Source organism: Streptomyces sp. NPDC047706, assembly GCF_043204795.1.
Taxonomy (GTDB): Bacteria; Actinomycetota; Actinomycetes; order Streptomycetales; family Streptomycetaceae; genus Streptomyces.
Genome location: NZ_JBIDCW010000011.1, coordinates 58763 through 80940 on the forward strand (window position 1 = coordinate 58763; position 22178 = coordinate 80940).

Genomic DNA, 22178 nt, shown 5'->3' on the forward strand with positions numbered 1-22178 from the left:
CCATGCCCTGGGGCCGGGGGAAACTCTGTTGCACCGCAGGACCAGCATCGCTCACGATTCGCTCATGAGCACAACGGGGGGGGGGGATCGCGGGCCGCGCGGTCGTGGCGCCCACGGGGGTGGTGCCATGAGCGCGCGCCTGCGAGGCCTCGCGCGGGAGACCGAGGGAATCGTCGCCGCGGGCGCGTCTCCGGCATCGAACGGACGTACGGTTTCGATCGCCCCGGCGGTGGCGGCCGCGCGGGACGGGACCCGGATGCACGACCCCGGGCCGGTGCCCTGGGCCCCCGCCCCGGAGGTGGACACCCTCGTCGAGGTCACGGGCGAGAGCAGCCTGGAGGCGGCCCGCCGGATCCGCGAGGCGGCGGTGCTGAACTTCGCCTCCGCGCGCAACCCCGGCGGCGGTCATCTGAACGGCGCCCAGGCCCAGGAGGAGGCCCTGTGCCGCGCCTCCGCGCTGTACGCCTGCCTGCGCCGGGTCCCGGAGTTCTACGACCACCGCCGCGCCCTCCGCGACCCGTTCTGCACCGATCGTGTGATCCACTCACCGGCCGTCCCGGTCTTCCGTGACGACCGCGGCCGCCTGCTGGACGAGCCGTACGCGGCGGGCTTCGTGACCGCCGCCGCCCCCAACGCCGCAGTGGTGCGCCGGACGGCGCCGGAGCGGGTGGCCGAGGTGCCGCGCGCGCTCGCCGCCCGCGCCGAGCGCGTCCTGGAGGTCGCGGCCCACCACGGATACCGGCGGCTGGTGCTGGGTGCCTGGGGCTGCGGGGTGTTCCGGAACGATCCGGCACAGGTCGCGGGCGCCTTCCGGGACCTGCTGGGTCGCGGCGGGCGATTCGCGTGCCGGTTCGAGCACGTGGTCTTCGGCGTGCTGGACCGCACGCCGGGGGCGGTCACCCGGAGTGCGTTCGAACGTGCGTTCCTGAGGGGTCAGCTCCAGCCGTAGCGCTCGCGCAGCCGGTGCCTGACCAGGTTGAAGCGCATACGGTCCAGGGCGCACGCCTCCCGGCGCATGCCGGCCTCGTGCAGCCGCAGCACCCGGTCCACGTCCACCCAGGAGTCCCGCCCCGACCGGTCCCACGGCCCGTTCCCGATCGGCACCCACTCACGGTCGTGGTCGTGCCGCTTGCTGGACAGCTGCACGGCGAGGAACGTGCCCGCCGCCTCCCGTGCCACCACCAGCACCGGGCGGTCCTTGCCCCGCCCGTCGTTCTCCTCGTAGGGCACCCAAGTCCACACGACCTCCCCGGGGTCGGGGTTGCCGTCGTGCGCGGGCGAGTACTCGGTGCGCACCCGGTTCACCTCGCGCGGGTCGGCCTGGACGGTGGCGGTGGGGCCGAAGCGGCCGGGGACGTTCTCGTCCGTGAAGGCGGTCACCGGGTCAAGGTAACCGGAGGCCGTGCAGCCCTGGCCGACGGGCCGGCGAACACGGGCCTGACGTCTGGATCAGGCCGCGGGGTACTCCGAGGTGACCGGCTCCGGCGGGCGCAGCTCGTGCCAGCGCAGGTCGGCCTCCAGCTGCGCGGCGAGCGAGACGAGCAGCGGCTCGCTGTGCGCGGGGCCCAGCAACTGGGCGCCGACCGGCAGGCCGCCGGTGACGAAGCCGGCCGGGACGTTCACGCCGGGCCAGCCCAGCACGTTCCACGGCCAGGCGTAGGGGCAGGCGGCGATCATCGCGCGGTCGGTGGCCAGCCCGCCGAGCCGCAGCATCGCGCCGATCCGGAGCGGGGGAGCGGCCGTGGTCGGCGCGAGGACCACGTCGTACGACGAGAAGAACGCGCCGATACGGCGGTGCAGCGCCGCCTCGGAACGCCGGGCGGCGCGCAGCGGCGCCCCGCCGAGCAGCCGGCCCAGCCGCGCCGCGTCCCGGGTGCGCGGGTCGAGCAGTGCGGGGTCGGGGGCCTCACGGACCCACTCGGCGACACCGGCCGTGGCGCGCGGCACGAAGGTCAGCCCGATCTGGCCGTAGGGCGGGTCGGCCTCCTCGACCGTGTGGCCCAAGGCGGCCAGCCTCTCGGCGAGTTCGACGGCCCGGGCGCGGATCTCCGGGTGCAGCCGGGCCGGCACAGCGGTGAACGGCGGCTTCAGCGCGAGGGCGACGCGCAGCCGTCCGGGGTCCCGGCCGACCGCCCCGGACACGTCGAGCGCGGGTGGGCGGTGCGGGTCCAGTTCGTGGTTGCCGCAGGCCGAGTCCAGCAGCAGGGCCGCGTCCCCGACCGTACGGGCCAGGGTGCCGTTGACCGTGATGCCGTGGAACGCCTCGCCGCGCGGCCAGGTCGAGATGCGCCCGCGCTGCGGCTTGATGCCGATCAGATGTGTCCACGACGCCGGGATGCGCACCGAACCCGCCCCGTCGGAGCCGAGCGCGCCCGGTACCAGACCGGCCGCGACCGCGGCCGCGGAGCCGCCCGACGAACCGCCCGGCGTGTGCTGGGTGTTCCACGGGTTGCGGGTCGCGCCGAACGCGGGGCCCTCGGTGAACGGCCACTGGCCGAGCTCGCACGTGTTGGTCTTGCCGACGATCACGGCGCCGGCCGCGCGCAGCCGCCGTACCGCCTCGCAGTCCTCGGCGGCCGGGGCGAACGTCCCCGGGCAGCCGAAGGCGGTGGGTTCGCCGGCCACGTCCATGTCGTCCTTGACGGCGACGGGCACGCCGAGCAGCGGACGGCGCATCCCGGCGGCCAGTTCGCGGTCGGCGGCCTCGGCCTCGGCGAGCGCCGCCTCGGCCCGGACGATCCGGAAGGCGTTGAGTGTGCCCTGCGTCGCCTCGATCCGGGCCAGGGCCGCCTCGACGAGGGCACGTGAGGTCGCCTCGCCGCCGGCGAGCGCACGGGCGGTCTCCGCCAGGCCGGCGGAAGGGGCGAGCGTCATGCGGGACACCTCCGGAACGTGTGGTCTACCGAACGGTAACGTCAGCAGGGCCGCGGGGGAACGGCATGGCGGGGAAAGGGCGTTGCCGCCGTCGTGCGCGAGTGGACGTGGACGGCCGGCGCCCTCGCGGTGGTGCGCGGGCGCCGGCCGGCCTGTGCGCGGCTGTTCAGCAGTAGAGGTTGCCGCCCGGCGGGACCCCGAGGATCGAGGTGAACCGGTGGTAGGCGTCCACGCGGCTCTGCACCTGCGCCGGGTTCCTGCCGTCGCACTCCAGGGAGCCGTTGATGCTGCGGATCGTCTGGCCGAATCCGGCGCCGCCGACCATGGCGTTGTGCGGGGTCGTAGTGCCGGGGCCGGACTGGGTGTTCCAGTACCACAGGCCGGTCCTCCAGGCCACGGCCGAGTCGTTCTGCACCAGCCAGGGGTTGCCGAGCAGGTCGATGCCGAGCGCGTCGCCCGCGGCCTTGTAGTTGAAGTTCCAGCTCAGCTGGATGGGACCGCGACCGTAGTAGGCCGCCTGGCCTGCCGGACAGCCGTACCACCGGCCCCAGTCGCAGTAGTGCGGGTAATTGGCCTGGTTCTGCTCGACGATGTGGACCAGACCGCCGGTCTCGTGGCTGACGTTGGCCAGGAAGGCGGCCGCCTCCTGCTTGCGCACGGTGTCGCTGCCGGTCTTCGCGAAGCCGGGGTAGGCGCTGAGGGCCGCGGTCAGTCCGCCGTAGGTGTAGAAGGAGTTCCGGCCCGGGAACATCTGGTTGAACTGGGCCTCGGAGACCACGAATCCGGACGGGGTGCCGTTACCGCCGCTCGCGGGCGCGGTCCACTTCTGGTTCGCCCCGCCGGTGCAGCTCCAGATCTGCAGCCGGGTGCCGTTGGCGCTGTTGTTGCCCCGGACGTCGAGGCACTTGTCGGCGGCCGGGTTGACGATGTCGCGCGCCGCGGTGACCACCCACTGCTGGTTGGCGCCCCCTGAGCAGTCCCACAGCTGGACCGCCGCGCCGTCGGCGGTGCCGCGCTCGACCACGTCCAGGCACTTGCCGAGCGCACGCAGGGTGCCGTCACCCGGATTGGACCAGATCTGGGCGCCGGTCCCGTTGCAGTCGTAGAGCTGTACGGCGGTGCCGTTGGCGCTGTTCGCGCCCGCCACGTCGGCACACTTTCCGGCGAGCCCGGTGATGGTGCCGTCGGCGGCCTGGGCGGGGGACGCGGTGAACAGCGCGGCGACGACCGCGCTGAGCGCGGCTACGGCCGCGAACCGGCCGATGAGGCCTCGGGTACCGGGCCGTCTGAGAGGGGAGATGGGCATGCTGGACGACGCTCCTCGGGTGGGGGTTCGCGTCGTCGCGCGCCCGACGGCTCTGCGGAGGGTGCGTCAGATGGCGGCGCCCGCAGGGCGGTTCAGCCTGCGGCCGGTCGAGTGCGCGGACGACAGAGGTATCGCCCAGTGAAATTAAAGGTATGGACCAGTATGGTCAAGGCATGAAGTAAGAGATGAGGAAAGGGAGTTGGGTCGACGGTCGCACACCGGGGGCCGGCGGGGGCACTCAGGGGTGCGGGTCGGTGGGGGAGAGGGGTGTCGCAACAAGAACGGCCGGCTCCGACCCCCGCTCATTCGGGTCGGAGCCGGCCGGATCCGGGGCCGCCGGTCAGGCGGCCTGCGGGGCCGTCTGGCCGTGCACGCGCGCCACGACCTCCGTGAGCTGCGCGGCGACCTCGGCGTCGTCGGCCGGGTGGGTCTCGGCGAAGCGGGTCACGGAGCCGGGGATGGAGAGCTTGATGTCCTCCAGCACGGTGGCGCCGGCGATCCCGAGCGCCTTGCGGGCCTCGTCCTGCGCCCAGACGCCGCCGTACTGGCCGAAGGCGGTGCCCACCACGGCGACCGGCTTGCCGCCGAGGGCGCCGGCGCCGTAGGGGCGGGACAGCCAGTCGATGGCGTTCTTCAGCACGGCCGGAATGGTGCCGTTGTACTCGGGCGTGAACAGCAGCAGGGCATCCGCCGCGAGGGCGGCGTCGCGGAGCCGGGTCGCGGCGGCCGGGACCGTGCCCTCGACGTCGATGTCCTCGTTGTAGAAGGGGATCTCGGCAAGACCCTCGTACAGCTGGACGTCGACGCCCTCGGGAGCGAGCTTGACGGCGGCCTCGGCGAGCTGGCGGTTGTGCGAGCCGGCGCGGAGGCTGCCGACGAGGGCGAGGATGCGTACGGACATGTCGACTCCCTGGGATGTGCCATGCGGGATGGGTGATCCGGACCGGGGTCCGCTTAATTTTCTACCACCCTAACCGGACCGTGGTCCAGTTTCTTCCCGGTGCTTTACGCTGTCCTCATGTCCGCCTCCCTGCCTCCCCTCCCGGAGTCCCGCGAGCCTCTGGGCGCACCCGAGTTGCTGGAACTGGGCCCGTCCGTCGAGGAGCAGTGCCTGCGCGCGGACGCCGCGCGCAACCGTGCGCGGCTGCTGGAGGCCGCCGGGCGGCTGGTCGCGGAGCACGGTGCGGCGGCGCTGACCATGGAGGCGGTGGCCGCGGCGGCGTCGGTGGGCAAGGGAACGGTCTTCCGTCGCTTCGGGGACCGGGTCGGCCTGCTGGCGGCACTGCTCGACCACTCCGAGAAGAAGTTCCAGGCCGCGTACCTCGGCGGGCCGCCGCCGCTGGGGCCGGGCGCACCGCCGGTGGAGCGGCTGCGGGCGGTCGGCTGCGCGTCACTGCGCCGGTCGGTCGAGGAGCTGGACCTCCAGCTCGCCGCCGAGCGGAGCCCCGACCGCCGCTACACCGCGCCTCCCTGGCAGCTGCTCCACCGCCACCTGGTCCTGCTGCTGCGGCAGGCGGTCCCCGACGCGGACTGTGATCTGCTGGCGCACACGCTGATGAGCTCGCTCGACCCCGCCGTGGTCCACCACCTGACCAAGCGGTGCGCAATGCCGCTGGACCGGCTGGAGGCGGCGTGGATCGACCTCGTGGCGCGGGTGACCCGGACCGAGCGCCCGGCCGCCGGCGTACCGACCGGGCGGTCCCCCGGTGCCGAGCCTTCCTGCTGAGCCGCGGGCCGCCCGTTTCCGGCCGCAGCTGCGGGGCCACTTCTCGCCACGGCCGCGTATGTGCGTTCGTTGAAGGAAGGAGCACGTTCCCCCGCCCGTCACCGGGCTCGCCGCCTCTGCCAGGATGCGGTACGTCATGGTGCAGATACCGAACACGCCCGCGTCCGCGCCGCCGGCTCAGCGCTCCGTGCCCACGAGCGCCGATGTGGCGCGACTGGCCGGCGTCTCGCGCGCGACCGTCTCGTACGTTCTCAACAACACCAGCGCCGTACGGATCAGCGAACCCACCCGCCGCCGGGTCCACGAGGCCGCGAAGGAACTGGGCTACGTCCCGCACGCGGCCGCCCGCAGTCTGCGTGCCGGGCACAGCCGGATGGTCCTGATGCCGTCACCGGTCATCCCCGCCGGCCCTCTCTACAGCCAGTTCATCAACGAACTCCAGTGGGCCCTGAGCCGGCTCGACTACACGGTCGTCCAGTACGGCACGCTCGGGCTGCACGGCGACGAAGCCGCCCGCGCCTGGGCGGAGTTGCGGCCGGTCGCCGTGCTCGTGCCGGGCCAGGGACTCGGTCCCCAGGGCGTGGCCGTGCTCAAGCGCTCGGGTGCCCGCGCGGTGGTGACCCTCGGCCCCGCGAGCGTCGAGGGCGCGCACGCCCTGCTCATGGACCACGCGACCGTCGGCCGGGCGGCGGGTCGTCATCTGCGCGAACGCGGCCGTCGCCGGATCGGCGTCGTGGTGCCCGTGGAACCCGGCCTGGAGGTCTACTCCCGGCCCCGTCTGGACGGCGTACGGCAGGCCCTGCACGGCACGGCCGCCGCCGTCACCGAACTGCCCCTCGCCTACGAGGAGGAGGCCGCCGCCCGCCTCGCCGCACGCTGGCGCGGGCTCGGTCTCGACGCGGTCTTCGCGTACAACGACGAGTACGCGATGCTGCTGATGCGCGCCCTGCAGGACGAAGGGGTGCGGATTCCGGAGGACACCGCGGTGATCGGCGCGGACGACCTGGTGCTTGGCCGGCTGCTGCGGCCCCGTCTGAGCACCGTTCACATCGAGCTGCCGTCCGGCCGGGAACTCGCGGAGCTGGTCGACCGCGCGGTACGCGATCCGGGCGCCGCGCCCGAGCGGCACGAGGTGCTGGGCGCCGCGGTCGTGCACCGCGACTCCAGCTGACGCCGGGCCGGGACGGCGCACCCGCCGGGCCCGGGGGGGGCCCCCGCCGGGGGGTGGGGGCCGCGCCGGGGGGGGGCGGCCGGCCCGCCGGGCCTCCCCGCCCGGCCCCCCCCCGGGCCCCCGCCCGGCCCCGGGCGCCCGGGGCGGGCCGCGGGCGGGGCCGCCACGTCCCGCTCCCGCGTCCACCGCGGCGGTGACGCGGGCCCGACGGCGTTCACCGACGCGTACCGGACGACCGGAACGCGCGACGTGGCGGCATACCCCCTGGGGCCGGCTTCCGCCGGGACCGTGCCCTACTGGGCCTGACCCTCCTGCGCCTGCTGCTCGGCGACGGCCTTGCGGACCTCGTCCATGTCGAGCCCGCGGGCCTGGCCGATCACGTCGGCGAGGGCGGCCTCGGGCAGGGCGCCGGGCTGGGCGAAGACGGCGACCCGGTCGCGCACGATCATCAGCGTGGGGATGGACTGGATACCGAACGCGGCGGCCAGCTCCGGCTGCGCCTCGGTGTCCACCTTGCCGAACACCAGGTCCGGATTCTCCTCCGCGGCCTTCTCGTACACCGGGGCGAACTGCCGGCACGGCCCGCACCAGGATGCCCAGAAGTCGATCAGGACGAAGTCGTTGTCCGTGACCGTCTGGTCGAAGTTCTCCTTGGTGAGCTCAACTGTCTGGCTCATGGCGTGATCCCTACTTCCTGGTGTGGGGGCGAAGCCGTCGGCGGAAACACGGCCGGAGCGCCGGGTATTCCGGGCGCCCTGCCGATCATGCAACGGCGCGCGTACCCATGTGGCCACGCGCCACACCACCCACCAGACTGACCCCCATGACGGAATCGCAATCCATCGCCTACGACGTCGTTGTGCTCGGTGCCGGACCCGTGGGGGAGAACGTCGCCGACCGTACCCGCGCGGCCGGCCTCACCACCGCGGTCGTCGAGAGTGAACTGGTCGGCGGCGAGTGTTCCTACTGGGCCTGCATGCCCAGCAAGGCACTGCTGCGCCCGGTGACCGCCCGCGCCGACGCCCGCCGGGTGCCGGGCCTGCGCGGGCTGGTGCAGGGGGACCTCGACGTGACCGCGGTGCTCGCCCACCGCGACTACTTCACCTCCCACTGGAAGGACGACGGCCAGGTCGCCTGGCTCGACGGGATCGGGGCCGATCTCCACCGGGGCCACGGCCGCCTCGCCGGACCGCGCACGGTCGTCGTCACCGGCCCGGACGGCGAACGGACCACCCTCACCGCCCGGCACGCCGTCGCCGTCTGCACCGGCAGCCGCGCCCGGCTGCCCGGCCTGCCCGGACTCGCCGACGTCCGGCCCTGGACCAGCCGGGAGGCGACCAGCGCCCAGGAGGTGCCGGGCCGGCTCATCGTCGTGGGCGGTGGCGTGGTGGCCACCGAGATGGCCGCCGTCTGGCAGGCCCTCGGCTCCCGGGTGACCGTCCTGGTGCGGGGCAAGGGCCTGCTGAGCCGCATGGAGCCGTTCGCCGGAGAACTGGTCGCCGAGTCGCTCAACGAGGCCGGGGCGGACATCCGAACCGGCACCTCGGTCGAGTCGGTGACCCGGCAGGACGGCACGGTCGTCGCCGTCACCGGCCACGGGGAACGCGTGGAGGCCGACGAGATCCTCTTCGCCACCGGACGCGCCCCGCGCACCGACGACATAGGCCTCGACAGTGTCGGCCTGGAGCCGGGCAGCTGGCTGCCGGTCGACGACAGCCTCCAGGTGACCGGAACCGACTGGCTGTACGCGGTCGGCGATGTCAACCACCGTGCGCTGCTGACCCACCAGGGCAAGTACCAGGCCCGTGTCGCGGGTGCCGCCATCGCCGCCCGCGCCTGCGGCGAACCGCTCCTCGACACCGGTGCGTGGGGAGCGCACGCCGCCACCGCCGATCACTCGGCCGTACCGCAGGTCGTCTTCGCCGACCCGGAGGCGGCGGCCGCCGGGCTCTCACTGGCGGAGGCCGAGCAGGCCGGTCACCGCGTCCGCGCCGTCGACGTCGAGTTCTCCTCGGTCGCCGGAGCGGGCCTGTACGTCGAGGGCTACCGGGGACGCGCCCGGATGGTCGTCGACGTGGAGCGCGAGATCCTGCGCGGGGTGACCTTCGTGGGCCCGGGCGTGGCGGAGCTGATCCACTCGGCGAGCATCGCCATCGCCGGTGAGGTACCGCTCAGCAGGCTGTGGCACGCCGTGCCGTCGTACCCCACGATCAGTGAGGTGTGGCTGCGGCTGCTGGAGGGCTACCGGGACAACTGAGCCTGCTCGCTCACTGAGGCAGCGCGAAGCCCAGCTCCCGTGCCGCTGCCTCCGGCGTCGGCTGCGCCCACCGCTGCGCCACCGCCCCGTTCGCGGACAGGGAGCGCAGCTCGGCGCGGTCGACGTAGAGCACGCCGTCCAGGTGGTCCGTCTCGTGCTGCACGATACGGGCGGGCCACCCGCTGAACAGCTCGTCCACGGCTCGGCCGTACTCGTCCGAGCCGGTCAGCCGCACCCGGGTGGGCCGGGCCACCACCGCCTGCCAGCCCGGCAGGCTCAGGCAGCCCTCGAAGAACCCGGCACGCGCGGCTCCCACCGGCTCGTACGACGGATTGACCAGCACCCGGAACGGCAGCGGCACCCGCCCGCGCGCCTGCCGCACCTCCTGGGGCACCGGCGCCGGGTCCTCGATCACGGCGATCCGCAGCCCCACGCCGACCTGCGGGGCCGCCAGACCCACTCCCGGGGCCGCGTGCATGGTGACGCGCAGCGCCTCGACGAACCGGGCCAGCAGCCCCGCGTCCAGCTGGCCGTCGAACGGCTCCGCGGGCTGACGCAGCACGGGGTCGCCGGCCGCGACGATCGGCAACGGGCCGTCCGCGGCGAGGAGTTGCTCGACACGCGCGGCGAGCGGCACACGGTCACGGGGTGCGGACATGGGGCCAGGATGCCATGACCCTCTGTCATGTGACGCAGGCCACTGAAAACTCCGGGAACTTCCTGCGCACCCGGCCCGACTACTGCACCACTACGGCCGAAAATCGCCCCCTCCCCGGAGAACCGCCCATGACCACAGCTCCCCCGACCGGCACGGACGCGTCAGCGCAGCCCGCCGCGCCGCCGCCGCGCTCCGGCCGGTGGGCGCCCCTGCGCCCGCTCGTCCTGCGCCTGCACTTCTACGCCGGGCTGCTCGTCGCCCCGTTCCTGCTGGTCGCGGCCACCACCGGTCTTCTGTACGCCGGTTCGTTCCAGGCCGAGAAGATCGTGTACGCCGAGCAGCTGACCGTCCCCGAGGTCGGGGACGCCGAGCTGCCCATATCCCAGCAGGTGGCCGCCGCCCGGGAGGCCCATCCCCAGGGATCGGTTTCGGCCGTGCGGCCCGCCCCGCAGGACGACGCCACCACGCGCGTCATGTTGTCCGGCGTGCCCGGCATCGACGAGGACCACACACTCGCCGTGTTCGTCGACCCGTACACCGGGAAGGTGCGCGGCGCCCTGGAGCAGTACGGCTCCAGCGGGGCGCTGCCGCTGCGCACCTGGATCGACGAGTTCCACCGGGATCTGCACCTCGGGGACACGGGCCGTCTCTACAGCGAACTGGCCGCGAGCTGGCTGTGGGTGATCGCCGGGGGTGGCCTCGTGCTGTGGTTCTCCCGCCGTCGCGCTCTGCGCAGGGTGCGCGGCACCGGCGGACGGCGCCGCACCCTCGGCCTGCACGGCACGATCGGCGTCTGGGCCGGCATCGGCTTCTTCTTCCTGTCGGCGACCGGCCTGACCTGGTCGACGTACGCCGGCGCGAACATCGACGAACTGCGCACCTCCCTCGGCCACTCCACACCCTCCGTGTCTGCCTCGGTGGGCGGCGACCACGGCGGGCACGGCGCCGCGGCGGCGCCCGGCGGTACCGGTGAGCACGGTGTCGGCCTCGACAAGGTGCTGGCCTCCGCCCGCTCCGAGGGGCTCGGCGACCCGGTCGAGATCGTCCCGCCGGCCGAGGCGGGCTCGGCCTACGTGGTGAAGCAGGTGCAGCGCGAGTGGCCCGGGAAGGCCGACGCGGTCGCGGTCGACCCGGGCACCGGCGAGGTCGTCGACGTGCTGCGGTTCGCCGACCATCCGCTGCTCGCGAAGCTGACCCGATGGGGCATCGACCTGCACACCGGCCTGCTGTTCGGGCTGGTGAACCAGATCGCCCTGATGCTGCTCGCGCTGTCCCTGATCGTGCTGATCGTGCTCGGCTACCGCATGTGGTGGCAGCGCGGCCGGGGGTCCGCCTTCGGCCGCCCGATCCCGCGCGGCGCGTGGGCGCAGGTGCCGCCGCACATCCTGGTCCCGCTGATGGCGGTGGTCGCCGTGGTCGGCTACTTCGTCCCGCTGCTCGGCATACCGCTGGCCGCGTTCGTCGTGGTGGACGTGATCCTGGGCGAGATCGCGCACCGCCGGGGGCGGCGGACGTACGGCACCGGGGGAGGGACCGCCGGCGGGACGGCCGCCGGATGAGGGCCGGCCCGGCCCCCCTGGGGAGGCCGGGCCGCGACCGTGGCCGCCGGGGGCGTGCCTCAGTCGCGCTCGCCGAAGTCACCGGCGAGCGCGGAGGCGATCCGCAGATGCGGCTCCGCCTCCTCCTGCCGGCCCTGGCGCTCGAGCGTGCGGCCGAGCATCAGCCGGGCGTACTGCTCGACGGGGTCGCGCTCCACGATGACGCGCAACTCCTCCTCCGCGCGCCGCAGCTGGGCCGAGTGGTAGTAGGCGCGGGCCAGCAGCAGCCGCGGCCCCGTCTGCTCCGGCACCTCCTCGACCAGTGCGCCGAGGACGCGCGCCGCGGCCGTGTAGTCCTTGGCGTCGAAGAACTTCCGCGCGCGGTCCCACCGCTCGGCCGCCGTTCCGTGGTCGTAGTACGTCGTGTCCACTCGTGACCTCCTTCGGTGCGGTCAACCGGCACGGGTAGTTGAATGTTCCACTACCTCGCGCGGTCGCGCGGCCTGAGGGGCGTCGCCGGCGTCTCGGGGGCGGCGAGCGGCGCCCCGTCGTACCCCTTCACCTCGCCGAACCTCTCGCCCGCCGTCCAGTCGGCACGCGCCTGCGCGATCTCCGCGTGCGTACGCCCGACGAAGTTCCATGATCAGCTCCTCCGCGAACGGCTCGCCGCCGAGCAGCATCACGCCCGCGTCCGACTCGGCGCGCAGCGGCAGTTCGTCCCGTCCGCAGCCGAGGTACAGCATCGAACCCGGCAGCACCGGCACGCCGTCGACGTGCACCTCTCCGGACATCGACAGCACCCCGTACTCGAAGTCGGGCACGAGCGGCAGCCGCACGTCCGCACCCCGGGCGAGCGCGAGGTCGGCGCCCACGAGGGGGGGGTGTACGTGGTGCCGGGGGATGCCGCGCCGTCGACGTCACCGAGGATCACGGTCGCCGTGAGGCCGGGCGCCGTGACCGTGGGCAGCTCGGCGTGGTGCTCGAACGCAGGGTCGGCGTGACGGTGCGCGTCGGGCAGGGCCGACCCGGAGCTGCGCGCCGTGCAGGAACCGGGCGTGCGATCCCGGGCTCTCCTCGGAGTGGCTGATCGCCCGGCCCGAGGTCATCAGCCCGGGCTCCTTCGGCCCGATGGTCTGCAGGCTGCCCGTCGAGTCCCGGTGCAGCACCTCGCCCTGGTGCAGCCAGCTGACCGTCTGCAGTCCCATGTGCGGATGCGGCGGCACCTGCATGCCGGGCTCGTCGGCGATGTCGTCGGGACCGTAGTGGTCGACGAAGGCCCACGCGCCGAACATGCGCCGGCCGAGGCTGGGCAGCAGCCGGCGCACCTCCGTCCTCTTCCCGAGCCGTACGTGCCGGGGGCTCAGCAATTCGCGGACGGGTTCGGCGACGACGAAGCCGCGTCCGCCGCACACGCCGGGCAGGGGCGCGCGGTCAAGGTTGCTCATGCGGCACAACCCAGCGGGGACCGTGGCCCGGCCCACGCGTCGTTCAGGCCTAGGGTGGAGGCGTGGGCGGCGGTGTCGTGACGCTGTTCCTGTGCGGGGACGTGATGCTCGGGCGCGGCGTCGACCAGATCCTCGCGCACCCCGCCGATCCGGGGCTGCGGGAGGGCTACGTCACGGACGCCCGCGACTACGTCGCGCTGGCCGAGGCGGTCAGCGGTCCGATCCCGGCGCCGGTCGGCCCCGCGTGGCCGTGGGGCGAGGCGTTGCGGGTGCTGGACGAGGCCGCGCCGGACGTCAGGATCGTGAACCTGGAGACCGCCGTGACGAGTTGCGGCTCCTTCGCGCCCGGCAAGGAGGTGCACTACCGCATGCACCCGGCCAACCTGCCCGCCCTGGCCGTGGCCCGTCCGGACGTCTGCGTGCTCGCCAACAACCACGTCCTGGACTTCGGACGCCCCGGTCTGCGTCAGACCCTGGACGCGCTGGACGCGGCCGGCCTGCGGACCGCAGGCGCGGGACACGACGCCGCCGGTGCGTACGCGCCCGCCGTGGTGCCGCTCCGTACCGGCGGACGGATCCTGGTCTTCGCCCTCGGTACCCGTTCCAGCGGCATCCCGCCGGAGTGGGCGGCGAGCGGTGACGCGGCCTCCGGCGTCGCGTACGTCCCGGGCCTCTCGTCCGGCGCGGCGGACGCCGTCGTCCAGCGCGTCCGACGGGTCAAGCGGCCCGGTGACCTCGTGGTCGTCTCCGTGCACTGGGGTTCGAACTGGGGCTATCTCGTCCCCCGTGACCAGGTCCGCTTCGCGCACGCCCTCGTGGACGGCGGCGTCGACCTCGTCCACGGCCACTCCTCGCACCACCCCCGCCCGCTGGAGGTCCACCGGGACCGGCTGATCCTCCACGGCTGCGGCGACTTCGTCGACGACTACGAGGGCATCCCCGGTCACGAGGAGTACCGCGACGACCTCCGCCTCGCCCACCTCGTCACGCTGGAGGCGGACACCGGGCGCCTGACGGGCCTGCGCATGGTGCCGTTGCAGGCCCGGCGGATGCGGCTGGAGCCCGCGTCCGTCCGGGACCGCCGATGGCTGTGCGGCATCCTCGACCGGATCAGTGCGGGCGTGCACGTCGATCCGGCGCCGGACGGGACCCTCACGCTGGTGCGGTGAATCCGCGCCGGCGCGGTTACTCGGGCCACATGACTGACATCGACATCAGCAGTAGCGCATTCGACGACCATTCCTTCATCGCGCGCCGCTACGCCTACGAGGGGGAGAACGTCTCGCCCCCGCTGGCGTGGAGCGGCGTCCCGCACGACGCGACGGAGCTGGTGCTCCTGTGCGAGGACCCGGACGCCCCGTCGGGCACGTTCGCGCACTGGATCGTGGTCGGCATCGATCCCCACAGTCAGGGCGTCGACGCCGGGCAGGTCCCGCCCGGCGGGACCGAACTCGTCAACGGCTACGGAGAGCGCGGGTGGGGCGGCCCGCATCCCCCGCCGGGCGACGACGCCCACCACTACTTCTTCCGGCTCTACGCGCTGTCGGAACCGTGCGTGCTTCCCGACGCGCCGAACGCCGCGCAGGTGCACGAGACGGTCGAGCGGCGGGAGGTCGCCGACGGCACGCTGGTGGGCCTCTACCGGCGCTGAAACCGGGCCACGAGTTCGGTTGCCGGCGGTTGCGCCGGGGTGCGCGACAGCAGCCGGCTCAGGGCGTGCGCCCCCATCGGCGGCGTCAGGGCCGTGCGCGGCGGCGTGGCGTCGACGGCGCGCGCGAGCCGGGGGAACGGGCTCGCTGAAGGGGGGAGTTCGCCCTGCCCTCTGGCCGCCACGGGTTGCGGTGTCTTAGACTCTCAGTCCAAGTACTGGATTGCTGGTCCAATGAGGTGGCCGATGCCCGACCTGGATGCCCAACGGGACGCGATCCTCGCCGCGCTGGTACCGGTCGCCGAGGGCATCGCCGCGACGTTCGGTGCGGTGTGCGAGGTGGTGGTGCACGACTACCGGCGGCCGGAGAAGTCGGTGGTCGCCGTCGCCGGGTCGGTGACCGGGCGGGCCGTGGGCGGCGCGATGAGCGAGATCGGCATGCGCGTGCTCGCCCGCGGCGACGAGGCCCGGGACGAGCTGAACTACCTCACCCGCACCGGCGACGGGCGGTTGCTGAAGTCGTCCACGATGGTGCTGCGTGACTCGACGGGCACGGTGTTCGGCGCTCTGTGCGTCAACGTGGACGCCGGCGCGGTCCAGCAGGCCCACGCACTGCTCGGCGCGCTCGCCGGGACGGGCGAGACGGTGCAGGCGCCGGTCACCACCTTCGGCAACGACATCGACTCGGTCGTCGACGCCATCCTCGATGCCCACCGGCTGCGCCGGCACCAGAGCTGGGCCGGCCTCGACCGGGCAGGGCGCGTCGAACTCTTCCGCAGCCTCGACGAGCACGGCGTGTTCGCGGTCCGCCGCGCGATCGAGCAGGTCGCCGCCCGCCTCGGGATCTCCCGGGCTTCCGCCTACAACTACCTCTCCCAGGCCCGTGCCGCGACCGGCCCCGCTTGCGAAGGAGCCCGCCCGTGACGACCTCCACCCCGCCTGTCACCCTCGACGACGTGCGGGACGCCGCCGCACGGCTGAAGGGCGTGGTGCACCGCACCCCCGTCCTGCGCTCCCGCACCCTCGACGCTCTGGCCGGCGCCGAAGTGCTCCTGAAGTGCGAGAACTTCCAGCGGGTCGGCGCCTTCAAGTTCCGCGGCGCCTACCACACCGCCTCGCGGCTCACGCCCGGGCAACTGGCCCGGGGCATCGCCACGTACTCATCGGGCAACCACGCCCAGGCCGTCGCCCTCGCCGCCCGCGAACTGGGCACCACCGCGGTGATCGTGATGCCGGAGGACGCCCCCGCCTCCAAGCGGGACGCCACCGCCGGATACGGCGCCGAGATCGTCACCTACGACCGCTACACCGGCGACCGGGTCACGCTCGCCGAGTCCCTGGCGGCGGAGCGCGGCCTCACCGTCATCCCGCCGTACGAGCATCCACATGTGATCGCCGGGCAGGGCACCGCCGCGCTCGAACTCGTAGAGGAGGTGGGGGAACTGGACGCGCTGATCACGCCGGTCGGCGGGGGCGGGCTGATCGCCGGCAGCGCCACCGTGGTCAAGGCGCTGCGCCCAGGTGCCCGGGTGATCGGCGTCGAGCCGGAGACCGGCGACGACACGAAGCGGTCGCTGGAGGCCGGCCACCGGGTCAGCGTGCCGGTGCCGCACACCATCGCCGACGGGCAGGCCCTGCACACGCCCGGCGAGCTGACCTTCTCCCTGAACCGTCGGCTCGTCGACGGCATCACGCTGGTCACCGACGACGAGATCCGGGCCGCGATGCGGTTCGCCTTCGAGCGGCTGAAGATCGTCGTCGAACCCAGCGGCGCGACCCCGCTGGCCGCCCTGCTCTCCGGTCGCGTTGCGCAACTGCCGCGTCGGGTCGGCGTGATCATCTCCGGCGGCAACATCGACGCCGACCGCTTCGCCCGTCTCTGCGCGAGCGCCGGCTGAGCGCTGGGTGGCGGGCCGGGGCCGCGCGGGCGGACGATGAAAGGGCGGGCCCGGCCCTCGCCGATACCGCTCACGTCCTCCCGGAGCGTGCGACGGGGACCGGCACCCGGCCGGAAAGGAGGAGCGGTCATGATAGAGGTGAAGACGCTCGACAAACCGGACGAGCGGCGCGACTTCCCGCGCGGCCACCTGGAGGCCGTCCACCTCTCGGGGCTCGACTTCGCGGTGGCGACCTTCGAGCCGGGCTGGCGCTGGACGGAGTCCATCGCCCCCCTCGCGGGCACCGAGCTCTGCGAGATCCACCACAACGGCTATGTCCTCCAGGGCAGGATGCGCCTGCGCATGGACGACGGCGCCGAGCAGGAGATCGGCCCCGGCGACGTCTTCGTCTGCACGCCCGGGCACGACGCCTGGGTCGTAGGTGACGAGCAGGTCGTCCTCTACGACTTCGCCGGCTCCATGGCGAGGGAGTACGCCAAGGACGAGTAGCGCGAGGGGAGTACGGACGCGAGCGGGCGCCGCGCCGCGCCCGCTCGCGGGAGCCTCACACGACGACGACGATCTTCGCGCGGGCGTGCTCCTGCTCCAGGTGCCGTATCGCCTGCGGTGCCTCGCTCAGCGGATAGGTGCGCTCCACGACCGGGGATACCTTCCCCGACTCCGCCAGGTCCCGTAGCTCCGCGAGGTTCTCCTTGCTCGCCTTCGCCGGGAGTTCGAGCAGCCGCTGGCCGACGAAGGGCGCCAGCAGGCGCCGCCTGAGGAACAGCCCCATCGGGCCGATCAGGCTGCCGCCGTCGTAGAAGCCTCCCCCGGACAGGACGAGTGTTCCGCCGGGGGTGAGGGAACGCCGGAGGTCGGCCAGGGTCCGGTTGCCCACCAGGTCCAGTACCACCTCGTGGCGGTGGCCGGCGCGGGTGAAGTCCTCCCGTGTGTAGTCGACGACGTGGTCCGCCCCGAGCGAGCGGACCAGTTCCACGTTCCGCGTGCTGCACACGCCGGTGACCTCCGCGCCGTACGCCTTGGCGATCTGCACGGCGAACGTGCCCACCCCGCCCGACGCGCCGTTGACCAGGACCGTCCGGCCCGGCTCCACCCGGGCCACGTCACGCAGGCCGATGAGCGCCGTGTTCGCGGCCAGGGGCATGGCCGCCGCCTGCGCGAAGGTGAGGCGGGCCGGTTTGCGGTCCACCGCGCCGTCGGAGACACACACGAACTCCGCGAACGCCCCGTCGGCCTCGCCGTACACCTCGTCGCCCGGCGCCAGCCCCTGCACCGCGGCGCCGACCTCCTCCACGATCCCGGCGAAGTCCCGGCCCCGGACGGCCGCCTTCGGTCTGCGGAGCCCGAACGCCGCTCGCGCGATCTTCGGATCGCCGTGCATGTAGTGCCAGTCGTAGGCGTTGACCGAGGCCGCGCGCACCCGCACCAGCACCTCGCCCGCCGCCGGCACCGGCCGGTCGACCTCCCGCAACTGAAGCGTGTCCCATCCGCCGTACCGGTCCTGAACCACTGCCCTCATGGGTCCCCCCTCCGTTGCGGCGAGCGTAGGGAAGAACCGGCGGCACGGACATCGGGGCCGGACCCCGACATCGCCTCGGGGACAGCCATGGCTTGCCCCCGGAAACCGATCGGTTTACTCTCGTCATGAGCTGCGAAACCGATCGGTTTCCCGGTCGGTGCGAGCCGATCGCTCCGCCGGCTCATCCCTGGCGCCGAGACAGTAAGGACAATCCCATGACGACCCTCGAAGGCTCCGTCGCCCTCGTCACCGGCGGCAGCCGGGGCATCGGAAAGGCGCTGGTGTCGGCGCTGTACGAGCGCGGCGCGAAGAAGGTGTACGCCACTGCCCGCGACCCCCGCACGGTCACGCACCCCGATGCCGTGCCGCTCGCGCTGGAGGTCAGCGACCCTGCGTCCGTCGCGGCCGCCGCCGCGCAGGCCCAGGACGTCACCGTCCTGATCAACAACGCGGGCGCCGCGGTGAGCGCCAACTTCCTCGACTCGCCGGTGGAGGACGTGCGCCGCGAGTTCGAGACCAACTTCTTCGGACCCCTCCTCGTGACCCGGGCCTTCGTCCCGGTCCTGGAGCGCAACGGCGGGGGGCACATCCTCAACGTCCACTCGGTGCTGTCCTGGCTCGGCCTGGCCGGTTCCTACAGCGCCTCCAAGGCAGCCTTCTGGTCCCAGACCAACTCCCTGCGCCTGGACCTCAGGCCGCGCGGAATCGAGGTCACCGGCCTGCACGTCGGCTGGGTCGACACCGAAATGGCCGCGAAGGTGGACGCGCCGAAGACCACGCCCGAGAGCGTCGCGGCGCAGGCCCTCGACGGCATCGCCTCCGGCGCCTTCGAGGTGCTGGCCGACGACCTCTCGCGGCAGGTCAAGGCGGGCCTGTCGGCCGACCTCGCGGCGCTCTACCCGCAGCTCGCCGCCTGATCAGACCGGCAGCAGGCGGGCGATCAGTCCGCTGAGCTGACGGGCGTTGCGGCACTCGTGCATCTCGGCCAGCTCGGCGTAGGCGGGGGCGGCGGAGTCGCCGGTGCCCCACTGGGAACGCGGCTCGGGGTTCAGCCAGTACACCCGGCGCGCCCGCCCGCCGATCCGCCGCAGGGCCGCCAGGTTCGGGTCGCTCATGTTCGTCCGGGCGTCGCCGAGGACGAACACCGTCGTCCGCGGGCCGACCGCGTCGCCGTACCGCTCGGCGAACTCGCCCAGCGCGACGCCGTAGTCACTGCTGCCGTGCCAGCCGGTGAGGGTCGCCTCGGCGCGGATGCGCGCGCTCAGACCCTCGGAGTCGGCGGCGCCGTGCACCAGCAGCCCGGTCACCTCGTCGATCCGGTTGACGAACGCGAACACGCGCAGCTTGCTGAACTGGTCGTGCAGCGCCTGCACCAGCAGCATCGTGAAGTCCGAGAAGCCGGAAACCGAACCCGACACGTCGCACAGCAGGACCAGCTCGGGCCGGACCGGCCGCCGCCGGCGCAGCACCGGCCGCATCGGCACCCCGCCGGTCGACAGCGAGCCGCGCAAGGTGCGGCGCAGGTCGATGCTGCCCCGCGCGGCCCGGCGCCGCCGGGCGGCCAGCCGGGTGGCGAGCTTGCGGGCGAGCGGCTGCACGGCCCGGCGCAGCTCCGCCAGCCGGTCCTTCCCGGCGTAGAGGAAGTCGACCCGGTCGGCGGTGGGTGCCACGGCGCGCCGCGCCAGCACCTCCCGGCCGCGCCGCTCGGCCACCCGGCGCCGGGCCTCCGCCGCCACCAGGGCGCGAAAGGCCTCGATGCGCCGCCGGATCTCGTCGTCCAGCAGCCGGTCCGCGAACCCCCCGCCGCCCGGCCGGCCCCGCACGTCGGCGCGGACCCGGGCGAGCAGTGTCTGCGGGCGGATCCGGTCCAGCGTCTGGTACGCCGACCAGCCGTCCGTCCCCGGTGAACTCCCGTACCCGCCGAAGCCGTCGACGGCCTCGATCGCCAGCCGGCCGAGCAGCGTGCCGTCGTCGTCGGCCAGCGCCGCCGCGAGCCGGTCGCGCAGGTCGTCCCGGTCCGCCGCCTCGCCGTCCGGCCCGCCCACAGCGCGCGGGAAGTACAGGTCGAAGACCGGGTCGAACACCGGCCGCTGGCCCGCGGTGTGCACCAGCGTCGCGGCGAGCCCCTCACGCAGCAGCTCGCGGTCGGCCAGTCCCAGCACCTGAACCGCCCGCGCCGCGTCCACGGTCTCGCCGGTGCCGACGCGGACGCCGTGCGCACGCAGCGCGGCCACGAAACCCGTGAGCCGGGAGGCGACGTCGGACGTCATACGGCGTCCAGGTCCAGCTTGGCCGCGGCCTTCAGCACGTCGTCCTGGTGCTTCAGCAGCACGCCCAGCGTGTCGCGCACCACGTCCTCGTCGAGGGTGTCCGCGCCGAGCGCCAGCAGGGTGCGGGCCCAGTCGACGGTCTCCGCGACCGAGGGCGCCTTGCGCAGGTCCATCGCGCGCAGGGCGCCCACCACCCGGACCACCGACTCGGCCAGCGCCGCGTCCATGCCGGGCACCCTCAGCCGGACGATCCGCCGCTCCAGCTCCTCCTCGGGGAAGCCGATGTGGAGGAACAGGCAGCGGCGGCGCAGCGCCTCGGACAGCTCGCGGGTCGCGTTCGAGGTGAGCACCACGAAGGGGTGGCGCGTGGCGGCGACCGTGCCCAGTTCCGGCACGGACACCTGGAAGTCGCTGAGCACCTCCAGCAGCAGTCCCTCCACCTCGACGTCGGCCTTGTCGGTCTCGTCGATCAGCAGCACCTTGGGGTCGTCGCCGCGGATGGCGGTCAGCAGGGGCCGCGCGAGCAGGAACTCCTCGCTGAAGATGTCGGTACGCGTCTCGTCCCACGTCTCGTCGCGTCCCGCGCTGATGCGCAGCAGCTGCTTCGCGTGGTTCCACTCGTACAGCGCCCGGGACTCGTCGACGCCCTCGTAGCACTGGAGCCGTACCAGCCGGGCCCCGGCGACCTGGGCGACGGCCTTGGCGAGTTCGGTCTTCCCGACGCCCGCCGGGCCCTCCACCAGGAGCGGCTTGCCCAGGCGGTCGGCGAGGAAGACGGTCGTGGCGACCGCGGGCGACGCCAGGTAGCCGGTCTCGGCGAGGCGAGCGGAGACATCGTCGACGGAAGTGAACAACCGGGCCTCCGGCGGTCGGGGCGTGACGGAACCGGCTCCTATCTAAGCGCTTGTTCAGCTCTCCTGTCACCCGTTCTCCGGGAGGCCGGGGGTTGTATACCGATCGGTTTCCTTTGTCGTCCTCGCGCGGTAACCTCGCGGTATGGCCATGACGGACGACGCCTCCCCCCGCGACCGGCTGCTCGACGCCGCCGCCCAGCTCTTCTACCGCGACGGCGTCTCCATCGGTGTGGAGGCGCTGTGCCGGGCCGCCGGGGTGTCCAAGCGGTCGATGTACCAGCTCTTCGAGAGCAAGGACGAGATGCTCGCGGCAAGCCTGGAACGGCAGCTCCCGCGCTACGAGGCACAGCTCGCGCCCGGGCCCGAGGACGCAGGATCGCCCCGCGAGCGGATCCTCCACGTCTTCGAACGGCTGGAGAAGGTCTCGGTGGCGGCCGACTACCACGGGTGCCGCTATCTCGCGGCGCTGGTCGAGCTGAAGGACCCCGAGCACCCGGCGAGCGTCGTCGCCCGCGCCGGCAAGGAGCGGCTGAAGAGCATCTTCCGCACCCAGGCCGAACGCGGCGGCGCCCGGGACCCCGAGCTGCTCGCCCGGCAGCTGCTGCTGGTCTTCGACGGCGCGAGCGCCAGGGCCGGGGCACGCGTGGAGGTACTCGACGACGGCCTCGCGACGGCGACCGCGGTGGCGCTGCTGGACGCGGCGGGCGTGAAGTAGCGCAGCTCGGCGCCGGCGGCGAAGGGCCCGCGCGGGGGCGGCGTACGACAGGTGGGCGGCCCCCCTCGGCGGCCCCTCGGCGCCGCCCGCGCCCGCCACCCGCCCCGGCGTCGCCCCGCGAGGCGCTGCTGCCCGACTTCCGGGGCCCGGTGAACGGGCGGCGCGGTCCGGGCGCCGCACCCGCCCCCCGTCGGACACCGGCTGGTCGAGCAGTTGTCCGAGGCCGACGCCGGAAAGCGCATGAACCCCCGTCACGAAATGTCCTCGGCGACGCCCCGGACGGGTCAGCACAACGAGCC

Annotated in this window: 22 protein-coding genes and 1 pseudogene; 12 read left to right on the forward strand and 11 right to left on the reverse strand. The window is 73.7% G+C overall.

What is annotated here, in order from left to right; genetic code table 11:
• The first annotated feature begins 127 nt into the window (after positions 1-127).
• Positions 128-949, forward strand: a complete 822-nt coding sequence (locus tag ACGF8A_RS15345; RefSeq protein ID WP_393108201.1) for a TIGR02452 family protein — start codon at positions 128-130, stop codon at positions 947-949.
• Here the strand turns inward: ACGF8A_RS15345 and ACGF8A_RS15350 are convergent.
• The 4 genes from ACGF8A_RS15350 to ACGF8A_RS15365 form a co-directional block, all read right to left on the reverse strand.
• Positions 934-1380 carry a type II toxin-antitoxin system PemK/MazF family toxin gene (locus tag ACGF8A_RS15350; protein WP_393108203.1) on the reverse strand — a complete coding sequence of 149 codons (447 nt, stop codon included), beginning with the start codon at positions 1378-1380 and terminating at the stop codon, positions 934-936. The two genes, ACGF8A_RS15345 and ACGF8A_RS15350, sit on opposite strands and share 16 nt — an antisense overlap.
• Positions 1381-1449: 69 nt before the next feature.
• Positions 1450-2874 carry an amidase gene (locus ACGF8A_RS15355; RefSeq protein WP_393108205.1) on the reverse strand — a complete coding sequence of 475 codons (1425 nt, stop codon included), beginning with the start codon at positions 2872-2874 and terminating at the stop codon, positions 1450-1452.
• 166 nt (positions 2875-3040) lie between these two features.
• Positions 3041-4180 (reverse strand): glycoside hydrolase family 19 protein, encoded by a 1140-nt coding sequence (locus tag ACGF8A_RS15360; protein WP_393108207.1) that lies wholly within the window; start codon positions 4178-4180, stop codon positions 3041-3043.
• A gap of 340 nt (positions 4181-4520) precedes the next feature.
• Complete coding sequence (locus ACGF8A_RS15365; RefSeq protein ID WP_393108209.1) at positions 4521-5081, reverse strand: NAD(P)H-dependent oxidoreductase; 561 nt, start codon at positions 5079-5081, stop codon at positions 4521-4523.
• Positions 5082-5198: 117 nt separating this feature from the next.
• Between ACGF8A_RS15365 and ACGF8A_RS15370 the strand changes: the two genes are divergently transcribed.
• Together ACGF8A_RS15370 and ACGF8A_RS15375 are read left to right on the forward strand one after the other, a co-directional pair.
• Positions 5199-5906 carry a TetR/AcrR family transcriptional regulator gene (locus ACGF8A_RS15370; RefSeq protein ID WP_393108211.1) on the forward strand — a complete coding sequence of 236 codons (708 nt, stop codon included), beginning with the start codon at positions 5199-5201 and terminating at the stop codon, positions 5904-5906.
• Positions 5907-6042: 136 nt separating this feature from the next.
• The gene (locus ACGF8A_RS15375; protein WP_393108213.1) at positions 6043-7077 is read left to right on the forward strand and encodes a LacI family DNA-binding transcriptional regulator; all 1035 of its coding nucleotides are present in this window, start codon (positions 6043-6045) and stop codon (positions 7075-7077) included.
• Positions 7078-7370: 293 nt separating this feature from the next.
• On the opposite strand, the gene trxA is transcribed toward ACGF8A_RS15375, so the two are convergent.
• The gene (gene trxA, locus ACGF8A_RS15380) at positions 7371-7754 is read right to left on the reverse strand and encodes a thioredoxin (RefSeq protein ID WP_393108215.1); all 384 of its coding nucleotides are present in this window, start codon (positions 7752-7754) and stop codon (positions 7371-7373) included.
• Positions 7755-7900: 146 nt separating this feature from the next.
• Between trxA and ACGF8A_RS15385 the strand changes: the two genes are divergently transcribed.
• Positions 7901-9334: a dihydrolipoyl dehydrogenase family protein gene (locus tag ACGF8A_RS15385; RefSeq protein ID WP_393108217.1), complete on the forward strand. Its 1434-nt coding sequence runs from the start codon at positions 7901-7903 to the stop codon at positions 9332-9334.
• A gap of 10 nt (positions 9335-9344) precedes the next feature.
• Here the strand turns inward: ACGF8A_RS15385 and ACGF8A_RS15390 are convergent, their stop codons facing one another.
• Positions 9345-9992 (reverse strand): peptide deformylase, encoded by a 648-nt coding sequence (locus ACGF8A_RS15390; protein ID WP_393108219.1) that lies wholly within the window; start codon positions 9990-9992, stop codon positions 9345-9347.
• Positions 9993-10120: 128 nt separating this feature from the next.
• On the opposite strand from ACGF8A_RS15390, the gene ACGF8A_RS15395 reads away from it, so the two are divergent.
• Positions 10121-11551, forward strand: a complete 1431-nt coding sequence (locus tag ACGF8A_RS15395) for a PepSY-associated TM helix domain-containing protein (RefSeq protein WP_393108221.1) — start codon at positions 10121-10123, stop codon at positions 11549-11551.
• Between the two features lie 59 nt (positions 11552-11610).
• Here ACGF8A_RS15395 and ACGF8A_RS15400 read toward each other — a convergent pair whose 3' ends face one another.
• Together ACGF8A_RS15400 and ACGF8A_RS15405 are read right to left on the reverse strand one after the other, a co-directional pair.
• Positions 11611-11961 carry a tetratricopeptide repeat protein gene (locus tag ACGF8A_RS15400; protein ID WP_393108223.1) on the reverse strand — a complete coding sequence of 117 codons (351 nt, stop codon included), beginning with the start codon at positions 11959-11961 and terminating at the stop codon, positions 11611-11613.
• A gap of 50 nt (positions 11962-12011) precedes the next feature.
• Positions 12012-12975, reverse strand: a pseudogene (locus ACGF8A_RS15405) (pirin family protein).
• 62 nt (positions 12976-13037) lie between these two features.
• On the opposite strand from ACGF8A_RS15405, the gene ACGF8A_RS15410 reads away from it, so the two are divergent.
• From ACGF8A_RS15410 to ACGF8A_RS15430, 5 genes are all read left to right on the forward strand, one after another.
• Positions 13038-14144 carry a CapA family protein gene (locus ACGF8A_RS15410; protein ID WP_393108225.1) on the forward strand — a complete coding sequence of 369 codons (1107 nt, stop codon included), beginning with the start codon at positions 13038-13040 and terminating at the stop codon, positions 14142-14144.
• Between the two features lie 29 nt (positions 14145-14173).
• Positions 14174-14626: a YbhB/YbcL family Raf kinase inhibitor-like protein gene (locus ACGF8A_RS15415; RefSeq protein WP_393108227.1), complete on the forward strand. Its 453-nt coding sequence runs from the start codon at positions 14174-14176 to the stop codon at positions 14624-14626.
• A gap of 243 nt (positions 14627-14869) precedes the next feature.
• Positions 14870-15547, forward strand: coding sequence for a transcriptional regulator (locus ACGF8A_RS15420; protein ID WP_393108229.1), 678 nt, complete (start codon positions 14870-14872; stop codon positions 15545-15547).
• Positions 15544-16521, forward strand: a complete 978-nt coding sequence (locus ACGF8A_RS15425; RefSeq protein WP_393108231.1) for a pyridoxal-phosphate dependent enzyme — start codon at positions 15544-15546, stop codon at positions 16519-16521. Before ACGF8A_RS15420 ends, ACGF8A_RS15425 begins: the two co-directional genes overlap by 4 nt.
• A 129-nt stretch (positions 16522-16650) precedes the next feature.
• Positions 16651-17010, forward strand: a complete 360-nt coding sequence (locus ACGF8A_RS15430; protein ID WP_393108233.1) for a cupin domain-containing protein — start codon at positions 16651-16653, stop codon at positions 17008-17010.
• Between the two features lie 55 nt (positions 17011-17065).
• Here the strand turns inward: ACGF8A_RS15430 and ACGF8A_RS15435 are convergent, their stop codons facing one another.
• Positions 17066-18040: an NAD(P)-dependent alcohol dehydrogenase gene (locus tag ACGF8A_RS15435; RefSeq protein ID WP_393108235.1), complete on the reverse strand. Its 975-nt coding sequence runs from the start codon at positions 18038-18040 to the stop codon at positions 17066-17068.
• A 215-nt stretch (positions 18041-18255) separates the two neighbouring features.
• Here ACGF8A_RS15435 and ACGF8A_RS15440 point away from each other — a divergent pair, with 215 nt between their 5' ends.
• Complete coding sequence (locus ACGF8A_RS15440; protein WP_393108237.1) at positions 18256-18957, forward strand: SDR family oxidoreductase; 702 nt, start codon at positions 18256-18258, stop codon at positions 18955-18957.
• On the opposite strand, the gene ACGF8A_RS15445 is transcribed toward ACGF8A_RS15440, so the two are convergent.
• Positions 18958-20310: a VWA domain-containing protein gene (locus tag ACGF8A_RS15445; protein ID WP_393108239.1), complete on the reverse strand. Its 1353-nt coding sequence runs from the start codon at positions 20308-20310 to the stop codon at positions 18958-18960.
• Positions 20307-21164: an AAA family ATPase gene (locus ACGF8A_RS15450; protein WP_393108241.1), complete on the reverse strand. Its 858-nt coding sequence runs from the start codon at positions 21162-21164 to the stop codon at positions 20307-20309. The genes ACGF8A_RS15445 and ACGF8A_RS15450 overlap by 4 nt, the downstream gene beginning before the upstream one ends.
• Before the next feature lie 142 nt (positions 21165-21306).
• Here ACGF8A_RS15450 and ACGF8A_RS15455 point away from each other — a divergent pair, with 142 nt between their 5' ends.
• Positions 21307-21879 carry a TetR/AcrR family transcriptional regulator gene (locus ACGF8A_RS15455; RefSeq protein ID WP_393108243.1) on the forward strand — a complete coding sequence of 191 codons (573 nt, stop codon included), beginning with the start codon at positions 21307-21309 and terminating at the stop codon, positions 21877-21879.
• Positions 21880-22178: the final 299 nt, after the last annotated feature.